The sequence below is a fragment of the Ruegeria sp. YTSA168 genome (genome assembly GCF_059610045.1).
Window position 1 is genome coordinate 89,177 of the sequence record NZ_JBXWMW010000008.1, and the last position, 13,915, is coordinate 103,091.

The 13,915-nt window shown below is 57.0% G+C and carries 6 protein-coding genes; 4 read left to right on the forward strand and 2 right to left on the reverse strand.

What is annotated here, in order from left to right:
- The first annotated feature begins 70 nt into the window (after positions 1 to 70).
- The 4 genes from AC2FFE_RS14820 to AC2FFE_RS14835 all read left to right on the forward strand — a co-directional run bounded on the left by AC2FFE_RS14820 (position 71) and on the right by AC2FFE_RS14835 (position 7,832).
- Positions 71 to 1,774: an NAD(P)H-dependent oxidoreductase subunit E gene (locus AC2FFE_RS14820; RefSeq protein WP_496846999.1), complete on the forward strand. Its 1,704-nt coding sequence runs from the start codon at positions 71 to 73 to the stop codon at positions 1,772 to 1,774.
- Positions 1,775 to 1,787: 13 nt separating this feature from the next.
- Positions 1,788 to 4,571: a formate dehydrogenase subunit alpha gene (gene fdhF, locus AC2FFE_RS14825; RefSeq protein ID WP_496847000.1), complete on the forward strand. Its 2,784-nt coding sequence runs from the start codon at positions 1,788 to 1,790 to the stop codon at positions 4,569 to 4,571.
- 262 nt (positions 4,572 to 4,833) lie between these two features.
- On the forward strand, positions 4,834 to 5,730 hold the full coding sequence (locus tag AC2FFE_RS14830) for a LytTR family DNA-binding domain-containing protein (protein ID WP_496847001.1): 897 nt from the start codon (positions 4,834 to 4,836) through the stop codon (positions 5,728 to 5,730).
- Positions 5,731 to 6,869: 1,139 nt separating this feature from the next.
- Complete coding sequence (locus AC2FFE_RS14835) at positions 6,870 to 7,832, forward strand: porin (RefSeq protein ID WP_496819975.1); 963 nt, start codon at positions 6,870 to 6,872, stop codon at positions 7,830 to 7,832.
- A 78-nt stretch (positions 7,833 to 7,910) separates the two neighbouring features.
- On the opposite strand, the gene AC2FFE_RS14840 is transcribed toward AC2FFE_RS14835, so the two are convergent.
- Together AC2FFE_RS14840 and AC2FFE_RS14845 are read right to left on the reverse strand one after the other, a co-directional pair.
- Positions 7,911 to 11,996 carry a translocation/assembly module TamB domain-containing protein gene (locus AC2FFE_RS14840; protein ID WP_496847002.1) on the reverse strand — a complete coding sequence of 1,362 codons (4,086 nt, stop codon included), beginning with the start codon at positions 11,994 to 11,996 and terminating at the stop codon, positions 7,911 to 7,913.
- Complete coding sequence (locus tag AC2FFE_RS14845) at positions 11,996 to 13,801, reverse strand: autotransporter assembly complex protein TamA (protein WP_496847003.1); 1,806 nt, start codon at positions 13,799 to 13,801, stop codon at positions 11,996 to 11,998. Before AC2FFE_RS14845 ends, AC2FFE_RS14840 begins: the two co-directional genes overlap by 1 nt.
- Between the last annotated feature and the right edge of the window lie 114 nt (positions 13,802 to 13,915).

Consider the following 13,915-nt stretch of genomic DNA (forward strand, 5'->3'; position numbering starts at 1 on the left):
GTGCGATAGCCAAATGCGATTTGACGATATGCTGGTCTGATGAGACACGGGGCCTTAATCGGAGGGCATCATGGCACCATTAGATACCAAGCCATCAGGCGCACCAAAAGGCGTCTGGAAGTCAGGTAAAGGCAAAGGGCGGCACACGCCCAAGGGTCGTCAGTTCACGGATGAGGCACAGGCCGACATTGCGCGCCTGCTGGGCGACCGCCCGCGCCGCCGCGATCTGTTGATCGAATTTCTGCATTTGATTCAGGACGCACACGGCCATATCAGCGCTGACCACATCGCTGCGCTGGCAGTCGAGATGCGTGTTGGCCAGGCTGAAATCTATGAGACCGCGACCTTCTATGCTCATTTCGACGTGGTGAAAGAAGACGAGACACCGCCGCCCGCTCTGACGATCCGCGTTTGTGATTCCCTGTCTTGCGAAATGGCCGGTGCCCAGCAGTTGCAAAAAGCGCTGGAAGACGGTCTGGACCCGTCCGAGGTTCGCGTTGTCCGCGCGCCTTGCATGGGCCGCTGTGACACCGCTCCAGTGCTTGAGATCGGTCACAACCATATCGACCATGCGACCCCCGAAAAGGTGCAGGCTGCAATTGCTGCAGGTGACACCCATGCACATCTGCCTGACTACGAAACCTTCGCGACGTATGAGGCCGAAGGTGGCTACGCCAAGCTGAAAGAGCTGCGCGAGGGCGGTGATTGGGAACAGGTGCAGGAAGACGTCCTGTCCTCGGGCCTGCGTGGTCTGGGCGGTGCTGGCTTCCCGTCGGGCAAGAAATGGGGCTTTGTTCGCATGAATGAAGGCCCGCGCTATCTGGCCGTGAACGGCGATGAGGGCGAGCCCGGCACGTTCAAAGACCGCTATTATCTTGAGCGCACGCCGCATGTCTTCCTGGAAGGCATGCTGATCGCCGCATGGGCGGTCGAGGCAGAGACCTGCTTTATCTACATGCGCGACGAATACCCGGCGGTGCTGGAGATTCTGCGCCGTGAGATTGCGGCGTTGGAGCAGGCCGGGATTGTCGAAGAAGGCTACATCGACCTGCGCCGGGGTGCTGGTGCTTATATCTGCGGTGAAGAATCCGCGATGATCGAGTCGATTGAAGGCAAAAAGGGCCTGCCGCGTCACCGTCCTCCGTTTGTGGCGCAGGTTGGGGTCTTCAATCGCCCGACATTGGTGCACAACGTTGAGACGCTGTATTGGGTCACCAAAGTGTGCCGTGAGGGTCCGGAATGCCTCAACAGCACCGAAAAGAATGGCCGTAAGGGCCTGCGCAGCTATTCGGTCTCGGGCCGGGTGGCGCAGCCAGGTGTCTACCTGCTGCCCGCTGGCTCCACCATTTTGGATGTGATTGAAGCTGCCGGTGGCATGGCCGAAGGGCAAACCTTCAAGGCCTATCAGCCGGGTGGTCCGTCCTCAGGTCTGTTGCCTGCGTCGATGGATGACATCCCGCTGGATTTTGACACGTTGCAACCGCATGGCACCTTTATCGGGTCCGCCGCCGTGGTGGTTCTGTCCGATCAGGACACCGCCCGCGGTGCGGCGCTGAATATGCTGCGCTTCTTCGAAGACGAAAGCTGTGGCCAATGTACGCCCTGCCGCGCTGGCTGCGAAAAGGCGGTGAAGATGATGCAGGCGGACAAGTGGGACACTGATCTGCTGGAAGATCTGTGCCAGGTCATGGGCGATGCATCGATCTGTGGTCTGGGGCAGGCGGCTCCGAACCCGATCCGCCTGGTCATGAAACATTTCGCTGACGAAATCTGAGGGAGACAGAGCCATGCTTGATGCAAGCCCAACCAAGACCGTCACCTTCAACCTGAACGGCGAAGATGTCACCGTGCCAGAAGGTTGGACCATCTGGGAAGCCGCCAAGGGGCAGGGGTTCACCATCCCGCACCTGTGCCACAAGCCACAGCCGGGTTACAAACCCGACGGGAATTGCCGTGCTTGTATGGTTGAGGTGGAGGGCGAGCGCACTCTGGTTGCCTCGTGCATCCGTCCCGCAGCAGAAGGGATGGTGGTCAAGACCGACAGCGAGCGTGCCGAAAAATCGCGCGCCATGGTCATGGAACTGCTGGTTGCCGATCAGCCGGAAGATGCACATGACACCTCCAGCCATTTCTGGGACATGGCCAAGCTGAACGAAGTCAGCGATAGCCGCTTCCCGGCGAAAGAAGCTGAGAAAATCCCGCTGCTGGATGACAGCCATATTGCGATGCGCGTCAATCTGGACGCCTGCATCAACTGTAACCTCTGCGTCCGTGCCTGCCGCGACGTGCAGGTGAATGACGTGATCGGCATGGCCGGTCGTGGTCACATGGCGCAGGTGGTGTTCGATCAGAATGACCCGATGGGAGAGTCAACCTGTGTCGCGTGTGGTGAATGCGTTCAGGCCTGCCCGACCGGTGCCCTGATGCCAGCCACAGTGCTGGATGACCAGCAAAACGGTGATAGCAAGGACTACGATTCCGAGACCGAAAGCGTCTGCCCGTTCTGCGGCGTGGGCTGCAAGGTCTCGCTGAAGGTCAAGGACGGTCAGGTTAAATATGTCGAGGGTATCAACGGTCCGGCAAACGAAGGCCGTCTGTGCGTCAAAGGCCGCTTTGGCTTTGACTATATCCACCACCCGCATCGTCTGACCACGCCGCTGATCCGTCGTGAGGATGCGCCCGCCAAGGGCCTGAACGTCGATCCGGGCAACCTGTCGACCCATTTCCGCGAAGCGACCTGGGAAGAGGCGATGGATCTGGCCGCTACCAAGCTGAAAGCCCTGCGAGCCGAGGACCCGCGCAGCGTTGCAGGCTTTGGCTCGGCCAAATGCACCAACGAAGAAGCCTATCTGTTCCAGAAGTTCATCCGTCAGGGCTTTAAGCACAACAATGTCGACCACTGCACCCGTTTGTGCCATGCGTCGTCCGTTGCAGCACTAATCGAAAACGTGGGTTCCGGCGCAGTGACCGCGACCTTCAACGAGATCGAAAACGCGGATGTGGCGATCATCATCGGGGCCAACCCAATTGAAAACCACCCCGTTGCGGCGACCTATTTCAAGCAGTTCACCAAACGAGGTGGCAAGCTGATCGTGATGGATCCGCGCGGTGTTGGCATGCGCAAGTTTGCGGATGAGATGCTGCAATTCCGTCCAGGGGCGGATGTCTCGATGCTCAACGCGATCATGAACGTGATCGTCGAGGAAGAGCTGTATGACAGCCAGTACATCCACCGTTGGACCGAGAACTGGGAGGCCGAGAAAGAGCATCTGCGCGCATTTACGCCCGAGGCGATGGCCCCGATCTGCGGCATCGAACCGGACCAACTGCGCCGCGTCGCGCGTACCTTTGCGCAGGCCAAGGCCGGTCTGATCTTCTGGGGTATGGGCGTCAGTCAGCACATCCACGGCACCGATAACTCGCGCTGCCTGATCAGTCTGGCGCTGATGACCGGCAACGTCGGTAAGCCCGGCGCTGGTCTGCACCCGCTGCGGGGTCAGAACAACGTGCAGGGCGCATCAGATGCGGGTCTGATCCCGATGTTCCTGCCGGACTATAAGACGGTTACAGATGACAGCATTCGCGCTCAGTTCACCGATGTCTGGGGCTCGGACGATTTCTCGAATGAAAAGGGCCTGACGGTTACCGAGATCATCGACCAGATCTATGCGCGTAATATCAAAGGCATGTATATTCTGGGTGAAAACCCGGCCATGTCCGACCCGGATGTGGGCCACGCGCGTGAGGCGCTGGCAAAGCTGGACCTGATGATCGTGCAGGATATTTTCCTGACCGAAACGGCGAACTATGCCGACATCATCCTGCCGGCCTCAGCGCTTTACGAGAAGAACGGGACGGTGTCGAACACTAACCGTCAGGTCCAGCGGGTGCGTCCTGCCGTGGCACCTCCGGGTGAGGCGCGGGAGGACTGGGCGATCACGGTCGAACTGGCGCGGCGGATAGGGTTGAATTGGGAATACACGGATGTGTCTCAGGTTTTCAACGAGATGAAGCTGACGATGGAGTCTCTCGACAACATCACCTGGGAACGGCTTGAGACCGAGTCGATCACCTATCCGTCGCTCAGCGAAACTGATCCGGGCCAATCCATCGTATTCGGCGATGGCTTCCCACGTGCGGATGGCAAAGCCAAGTTTACGCCGGCCAGCATCATCCCGCCGGATGAGGCCCCGGATGAGGAATATCCGATGATCGCCACTACAGGCCGTCAGTTGGAGCATTGGCATACCGGATCAATGACCCGCCGCGCCACGGTTCTGGATGCGGTTGAGCCCGAGGCGAACTGCTCGATGAACCCGCGCACCCTGAAACTGATGGGCATCGAGCCGGGTGAAATGATCCGTCTGACCACGCGTCGCGGCTCGATTGAGATCATGGTGCGCGCCGACCGGGCGATTGCCGAGGATATGGTGTTTATCCCGTTCGCCTATGTCGAGGCTGCCGCGAATATACTGACGAATTCTGCCATCGACCCTTATGGTAAAATTCCTGAGTTCAAGTTCTCGGCGATCCGGGTTGAAAAGATCGAAGACGCCATCGCGGCAGAGTGATCTAAAGCAACGATCAATCTGAAAGGGCGGCCCGATGGGGCCGCCCTTTTTTTCAAAATGCCGTTACGTCAGCCGCTGCTGCACCATTTTGAGCTCTCTTTGCGCCATTTACGCCACAATTATCTGTTTCTAAACATCTCCGAATGCCAAATCGTCACAAGAACGCCGCTATTCGCCGCAGAGCAACGAGAAGCAAAGGCACCAAACCCAAGGGGATTACCCAAAGGGAATGACTTGGGCGCGACCAGAGCAGCAGGGCTATATGACACTCAACGACGTGTTTCTCAGATTGAAAAGGGCCGACATTACGTATGTCGTGTTACCGCGGGTGGCGGTTCGTGCAACCTTGAACAACCTGCTCGGCTTCTTTCTGTCCAGGAACTTTATCGTGTTTCTGGTGCCTTTGATGCTTTTGCTGATTGGCGCTACATCTTCTGTGTTTGACGACCGGCTGAGTGGTTTTGGTCGTGCGGTTTACTGGTTGTCGATGTTGATCGGATACATGGGATCTGCCTTCCTCATGATCATAGTTCAGGCAAGCTGCAGCAGTTTTTTGGGCGTCAAAAGGTTCTTCTCTCCTGTCACATGTATCCCCATCGCCTTTGGTGCGATGGAGTTTGCCGAGCTTGCGACAAACTGGGTGTTGAACCTGTTTCAGACGTCGGATTTCATGTATATGCCCATGCTACTGCCGCAATACCTGCTGATCGTCGGGATTGAGAGCATTGTTATCGTTTGGGTTTTACCGCCCTATCTAGATAGGCTTAAGATAGAAGAGGGCCCAATCGAAGATACGCTTGAAAACAGTGCGACGGGTGTGGTGACAGCAAATGGTCAGAGCTTCCTGATCAAAGATATCAAGTTCGTTCAGGCAAACCAGCACTATGTGACCCTGCAGCTTGAAGATCGCGAAGTGCTGGTGCGTTCAACCTTCAAGGGGATTCTGACCCAGTTGCCTGCGGAGGCAGGGTTGCAGGTGCATCGTTCCTGTTGGGTTGCCAACTCCTGTGTCGACATCGCACGTAGTTTGAATGAGATCGGACACGTTGTTCTGTGCAACGGTGAGAAAGTGACCGTTGCCCGCAGCCGCACAGGTGCGGTACGCGATTGGCTGGCAAGCCTCGCCTGCTCCGACAGTCTGCAGAGCGTCGGAGCCTGATCACGCGAAGGCCATATCTCTGTTCGGGTTAGGTTCTACGGATGGTCGCTGATAAAAGAACACCTTCCCGCGTTTCTCGCCAATTGAGACAGTGGCACGCAGGAAGGTGAACGTATCAAATGCTTGAATGCTGAAACGGTTTGTTAGTACCACTTTCGTTTTCCCCCGATTTCGGATTTAACCCCCTCCTTCATCAGGTATTACTCGTTACCAAACACACTGGTTAAATGCGCTGCAAAACCGCAGCACACTATCTTTTTGAACATATGCCTGAAACAGGCAACGAAGTTGGTACGAAACGTCGAAAATTCGAAACGAATGGGGTCTGCAGTTCATGACTCATGAGTTGCAGGAGCAGTGTATTTCACGACAGTTTCTGTAATATGCTGATTTAAAATATTTATTTTCTTTCTGATCGTAGATGCCCTTTAAGATGAGCGTAACGTTCGGTTCCTGCATCCCGAGGATTGGGGCGGGAACGGTTCCGACTTTTTTCGTTTGCCGCACTGAATCACGCATGGTTTGAGGTCTGTAGACCGCTCCAGATCAATCCCTGAACTCCCATTGTGAAGTCCGCGTTTTTTTTGACATCTTCGGGATCGGGGGTGTTTGCCTGTATCCTCCGTTTCGTCCGGAAGTTGGGCATCATCCATACCCGTCTAACGTGGCGGTAAAATCGTCCAGCACAACGTGGCACCAACTTTGGTGCAGGCATCACATGCTGTTTGCCCTGGGAGCAGTAGGTATCAGAAAGGAACTTTGCAAGGGCTGAACCGGATCACGAATATTTGAGTTCTAGAACTGTGACTTTTGTGACGTTTGCCCACGATATGCGCAAAAGGCTCAACACCCCTTTCTGCTTCGGGCCCCTTAATGTTGAGAGAGAAGTGAGCGGAACATATATTTAGTATTAACAAAAGGTTATCAGACTCTCGTGCCCTGTCCAAATGTTTCCTGGTAAACTCAAAACTGCATCTTTTTGTGAGGGTTTTCTCACCAAACCGACCTGCACAAAGGCGTGCGAAAGAAGACGCTGGCAGAAAACTATTCTGAGTATCTTGTGAACTGAACTGATCTGTTCGATTAGGGCTCGAGCGAAATTTCGTAGCTCGCCTATTCACACATTTACGGAAAACGACATGAAACATGTTCTCTTCGCAACAACAGCGCTAATCGCGACTGCAAGTGTCGCGGCAGCAGAGGTGAAATTCAGCGGCTATGGCCGTTTTGGTATCGGTTATCAGGAAGATCGGTCAACCGACTCGAATGTAAGCGACACAATTCTGGTTTCCCGCTTTCGTCTAAACATCGACGGGAATGTGGAAACTGATACCGGGGTCAGATTCTCGGCGCGGGTTCGATTGCAGGCCGATGAAGACAGCGATACCGGTGAGGCCAACTCAGCGGGTTTGAACGGTGCCCGCTTCTCGGTCATCTTTGGCGGTCTACGTGTCGATGCGGGCAACGTCTCAGGCGCGTTTGACAACTCGGACCTGTACTTTGGTAACGAGCCGGGTCTGGAAGAGTTTCTGGGCCAATACTCGGGTGTCGACTATGACTTCCTGGAGTATTCATCGACCGGCGCAGGATCGAATGCGGTGTTCTTCCAATATGCGGTTGGAGACTTGGCCTTTGGTGCGTCCTATGACACCGATGCCATCAATGGCGCAGATCGCTGGGACGTCAGCGCGACATATATCTTCAACAACTATTCTGCCACAGTGATCTACGGTCAGACCGAAGCTGTCGCCGGCGGTGACAAACAGGATCTGATTGTCCTGGCTCTGGGTGCTGAGCTCGGAGACTTCAGCGGCACATTGTTCGTTGGACGTGATGGCGACACACCTGTCAACGATTTTGGAGAAGAGACTGACGGCACTGTTTATGGTGCGTCGCTTGCCTACAATCTTGGTGCCGCCACCACAATCACCGCTGCTTACGGTGACGGATCGGCCGAAGGTGATACCCAGCAGTATGGTATTGGCGCGATCTATGATCTGGGCAACGGTGCAACGCTGCGCGGTGCTGTTGGTCGTGAAAAAGTTGGCCGTGCGGGCGAAGCTCAGACCATCGCCGACTTTGGTGTTCGGTTCGATTTCTGATCGAACCCCATATTGCAGGAAAAGGCCGGTCGTGGGATCGGCCTTTTTCGTGTTGGCAGCCTTACTTCAGGTGGACCTTCAGTAGTCACGTTCGAAAAACAGGCCGATCCCGGTTTCACCACGTCCGTCAACCGTGCCTCGGACGGTGATGTTGTCGTTTATGTCCAGGTTCAGATTCACCTCGGTGTCGCCTTCGGTATTGACGGTGAAATCCGTGTACAGATTGTCCCCCAGATAGGCACCAGCGCCAAGACGGCCAGCACCGCCTTCGGTCGCTCCGATATCGACTGAATCCACCCCTGTTGAGTCACGCAGCCCTTTGGTTGCGTCCCCGCCAGCACCGCTTAGCTGTGCCAGTGAAGCGGCCATCTGTGCGATCACGAAGGGGGACAGTTCCGAAAAGCGGTTCCCAAACAGAAGCATGGCGAGGGCTTCTTCGGCTGGGCGCTCGGGGTCGGAATACACATCAACCTCTGGCGCATCCAGCGGACCTGCGATCTCGATCGTTGCGGTTCCATCGGGTGTACTGGCTGATGAGGCGAATTCGATATACGGGGTAAGATCGCCCTGCAGCGTTACGATCCCTTTGGTCAGTGCAAGGCGGCGTCCCAATATGTCGAAATTCCCTCGGATCAGTTCGATTTGACCTGATGGCACTACAGATCGCGTGGTGCCGCCAATAGCGATGCGACCGCCCAGTTCAGCATTAACGCCGCGCCCGCGCACGAACACGGCTTTGGGGGCAGATAAGATGATGTCCAGCGCAATTCTGGAGGCGCTTTGGCCTGATTGTTCTTTCGTGACCAGCTGCGCGCGCTCTCGGGTGATGTATTGCGCACGGCTTTCGCCGATATGCGTGATCTCGGGGATCGGTGCTGCACCCACCGCGCCAGAGGCTGCCGCAAGATTGATATTGGTTTCTTCAAAGGTGATCTGCCCAGCTAGGTTGCTGTTCCCGGCCAGGGCCCCGGTCATGGCGATCTGGCCGTTTAGCTTGGTCTCGTACAGCAATTGATCCGTTAAAACGAGGTTGTCCAGCCGCGTAGTGATTTGCGCATTGAAGGGTGGTTTCAGATCGACCGGTCCTGTGACGGAGAATCCACCACCGGCACGCATGCCACCATTTAGCGAGATCGTGGCGCGGCTTTGCGCCAGATCGACCGATCCGCTGATCCCGGTCACGGTTTGACCCGCAGTGGGAATGGCGAAGGATGTCCCGGATGTGGTGATCGACCCACGCAGCGACTCCAGCGCTGGCTTTCCTTGCAATGCAAGGTCGAACAGGGCCGAGCCATCGATTTTGTTGGGTGTTAGGAAGACGTTGGCGATCCCCAGATTGAGCCCGCCCTGAGCCCTCAGATCCGCAGTACTGGCGGTCTCGTCAAACGTCCCGGTCACGGTGCTGTTGATCCCCGCAGGCCCTTCGGCTTTGGCATCGATGGTCCAAACACCCTCGGCCCGCTTTGCATTGCCAGTCGCGGCAACTGTTCCGGGGAAATCGGGGGCAAAGCGCTCGATCCGGTTGAACTTGGCGTCAAAATCCAGATCGGCTGCGCCATCTGTGTCGACCGTGCCTGCCAGACTTGCATAGGAGCTGTCGGGCCCTTCCAGATTAAGTTTTCCCTCCAATCCCGAAGCGGTTGGGGCAACATTGCCATCCAGAGTCAACGGACCGGAGAGTGTTTTTGACAACCGACCGAGATTATCGAGAGCTGCAGTGAAACTTAGCCCGCCCGCCGCGCGGCTCAGTTGGCCCGATGCATTCGCAGCCAGGGCCGTGCCCTGCAGGCGGAAGGTACGAATGTTCAATCCTTCATCACCGTTCAACGCGTCTACGTTCAGGGTGGTTCGGCCCTGAACCAGCCCATCCAACTGGTCGATCCCCGTGCGGATATCGTCCGCCACAACTGTGCCCTTAACATCGAAAGCCTTGCTGCGGACAGCGCCATTTCCTTGTACATTTGCATCAACGGACCCGCCCAATTCTCGCTTGGCCAATCCCGAAAAGAGAGACAGGTCCGGGATGTTAAGGCTGGCCTCTCCGTCGACCGCGATCTCTCCGGTAGGATCATCGATAGTGGCGGCGACTTGACCTGAAACAGCTTGGCCATTCACCGTAGCCTGCCGGATCGTGATCTGATCTTGCGACAGCGCCCCGTCGAACGCGACCGAGGTTTCACCGCTCAGGAGCGGATCAATCTCGTCCATCCCGGTTTTGATGTCTCGACCCGTGACGCTTGCGGTGCCATCGAATTCAAGGGTCTGTACCGTTCCCTTGCCATCCAGACTGGCTTTTAGTGATCCACCTAGGTCCCGCTGCGCCAGCCCAGAGAAAACGGACAAATCACGGGCGGATAATTTGACCTGACCATCTATCGACAGATTGCCATCAGGTGTTGTGACGGTCCCGTCGGCCTGCGCCCGTGCAGCGTCCGCGATCAGGGTGAAACCGCGCAACGTGATGCCATCTGTTCCGCGCTTGGCATCCACGGTTATCGTTGTTTCGCCTTGAATGACCGGGTCGATGTCATCACGCCCGGTGGACAGATCGTCGCCCTGAACTTCAAGTTTGCCATCAAAGCTCCCCTCCAGCGGGGACCCACTGCCTGTCAGCCGCGCCGACACCTGACCCCCAAGGTCCAGTTTGGCAAGGTCGGAAAATCGGGACAGATCGGTTGCATCCAGCGTGGCAGAGCCGTCAATGTTCAAACCGCTGGTCAAGCCGCTGATCAGCGCGTCAACGCCCAGTTTGTAGTCAGTCCCGACCAGTTCAAATCCTGAAAGGTTCAAAGATTCATCGGAGCTGTAGCCGAACAGCCCGTCCAGCGTGACCCGGTCCCCCAATGCCCTGTTCAGCGCAGGGTCTTCCAGATCGATGCCGTCAAGCGCGGCCTGAAGATCACCCTCAACCTTGGTCACATTGCCCTGTTCCAACAAGCCTTGCGCGGTAATCTGCGCGCGGTCCAAGGCTATCTGTGGGGACTTAAACGCGTCTGCCGTTAGGCTCAGATCCCAAAGGTTGCCATTTGCCTGATCAAACAAAGCCGAAATCTGGGCCGCTTCGATTGAAGTTTCTCCACCTGAGGCCGGCAGGACAACGGTCTCGCCATTTGGCGGTGTAATGCGCCCCTGCAGCGCGGCCAGCTGCAGCGTCCCGCCGGTTGCCAACTCCAGCTTACCCTCTAGTTTCAGCGCTTGTGAGGTAAAGGCCAGATCGTTGACGATCAAAGCGCCTTCGGGCTGCGTTTGACCATCGACCAGCAAGCGCGTGTCCTGACCGAAGAAAACATCCATGTCATCGGCAACAAACGGGGTCATGTCGCCACTGATATCTGCAGTAAAGGCGATACCGTCCACGGCGGTGTCATCCACGTCAGGGGCGGCGCGCAGCCTGACCTGTCCGCCAACACGTTGCTGGTTGTCACTGCTCAGGCCAATATCGGCGGTGAAATCCGTAAATGGGCCCGAGCCCTTGGCGCTCAACCCGATAGGCGGGCTATCGGGAATGCGCAAAGCGGTGGAGATCAGACCGCCCGAGGCCTCGGTCACGTTCAAATCCAGATCGATCTGGCTGTTTGAATTCTGGAACCCGGCTGACAGCGTGATCTCATCCCCTGCGCGATCCAGCCGCGTGATATCCAGATCAGTATCCAGCGTCCCATCTGCCAAAGACAGGTTCCCGGTCACCTTCAGCTCTGCTGCAACCCCGATCAGGGGTTGGCCCAATGCCAATTCATCAACCCGGATTTCACCGATTTCAATCGAGACCGGCAGTTCCGGCAATTGAAATGGCTGCGTTTCAGCCAAAGGCGGTGGGTCTTCGGTGGTCGTGGTGCCGGGCGCACGCGCGACATCGATCTCCTGCGCGGTCAGGGCATTGACTGAAAACCGTCCTCGAATCAGGGCGAGGCGATTCCAGTCCAGCTCTGCCCCTTTGATGGTCAGCCACACCCCTTCATCATCGGCGACCGAGATTTCCTGAATCGTAGCGCGCGAGCTCAGCGCGCCCTCTAGGCCTTTGACAGTGACGTTCTGGCTGTCTCCGGACAAAGTGTCCTGAAGAAACCGTTCTATCATGCTGCCGCCGTCCTCTTCCTGCGCGCCCGTGGTCAGTGGAACCGCGATCAGGGTACCGACCAGAAGTGGATATGAGAGACGTCGCATCAAAAGGCCTGTCCGATTCCGATATAGAATTGCAGGCCATCGCCGGTGTCGCCTTGCACCGGCACAGCCAGGTCAACACGCAGTGGGCCGAACCCACCCAGATCGTACCGGACGCCGAGCCCGGCCCCTGCATGGTCTTCGGCGCTTGAGCCCACGAAGGATGATGTATCGACGATACCGTAATCGTAAAACCCGACCAGAGAGATGGTGTCGGTGATCTTGCCGCGCACCTCTCCGGAAAAACCCAGGAAGGATTTTCCACCCGCGACACCGGTGCCAACCGGAATCCCAAGGCTTTCATAGGGTTGGCCGCGCACAGTGCCAGCGCCGCCCGAGAAGAACAAGAAGTCTGGCGTTACCCCATCGGCGGGCGGCCCGATGACCGAGCCCAGTTGAATCCGGCCTGCCAGCACCAGCCTGCCCCCGGTTCCAAGGCTTGTATAAGCTCTGCTGTCAAAGAACAGCCGCAGCCCGGTATCGGTGCCGGACAGACCAATGAACGGCATGGCCTGAGCGTCGAGATAAAAGCCTTTCGTCGCGCTGACCTTACTGTCGCGCTGGTCCCATTCGGACCGGAAGGGCAGGATGAAATAACGAAATTTGCGCCCGTCGCCATAGGCGTCATCCGCGTCAGACCATTGAAAGCCCGCCGAGGCTTCTGCGTAGAGTTGATCCGAAAATGTACGCCGCGCACCATAAGCCAGTGACGCGACCGAGACGTTGTAATTGTCGGTATTGCGACGTTCCAAGAGCGCGCTCCAGAACGTATTGTCATCGGGGCCAAGCCGGTCGGGCTGATCCAGTCTCAGGCCAATACGGCCATCCAGATCTTCCGACCCTCCGATGTTTCGTAGGGTGGCCTCGAATCGCAGCCGTTCAGCGCGTCGAAAAACGTTACGATGGGTCCAGGTCGCGCTCAGGTCGATTCCGTCTCGCGATGCCAGCTCAAAACCCAGCGTCAGGCGACGTTTGGGCAGGTCTTCAAAGGTGGCATCGAAATCTAGCGTTCCATCTGGGTTCGGGGTTTCACGCTCTTGCAGTGATACCGTGCTGAAAGTGCCCGTGCGGCGCAGGCGTGTTCCAACCTTTTGCACTTGTGCAGGCGAATAGACCTGGCCCGTGGGAAACCCGGCGATCTTTTCGATCGACCGGTGGCGCACATCTGTATCGCCCTTGATGAACATATTACCGAAAGTCAGCCGCCGCCCCGGATCAAGGTCAATTTCCGCATCCAGCTGCGCCTGCGCATGGCGCGCGATGACGCGCTGATCTGCGACATCGGCCTTTGCATGGCCTGCATTCTTCCAGGCGCGCACGCCAGCTGAGGCGGCTTGCTGAATAGCCCCCGTAGTAGCCAGTTTGTCTGTGGCAAACTCTTCGGGCAGTTCGGTATCCGGCGCCTGTGGCTGCACGATTGCAGTACCAAAGGTAAAGGTTGGTCCGGGCTCAATCGTGATCACCGCGCGTTTGATTTGGGTCGGCACTGAAAGAGAGCTCATCTCTGCCGCTTCCTGCCCATCCAGCTTGATGCTGACGACCGGGCTGAAATACCCCTCGTCATAAAGAATTTGAACCAGTGTTCGATAATCAGAAAGCGCGGCAGATAGAATTTCAAGCGGTGTGTCCAGACCCCGTTCTTCAGCCGTGGTGATTGAGGAGGTTTCCTTTAGCCGCTCGACCACCTTTTTTGGGGCGCCGGGCGCTGTCAGCGTGGTTTCCAATGCTTCGGCAATCGCGGGCGCAAAGACCATCAGCGCGCCAAATAGCCAGCATGTCAGACCGCGCTGCGGCTTGCGTCCCTGCATCAGATGGCTCCAACTGCCCCAAATTCGAAATCGCTTATGCCGCATAAATGGCGCGGCTGATCGAGTTTGAGTTAGATCATCTGAAGCGATCCGGGAAAAGGGGGAACATTCGTC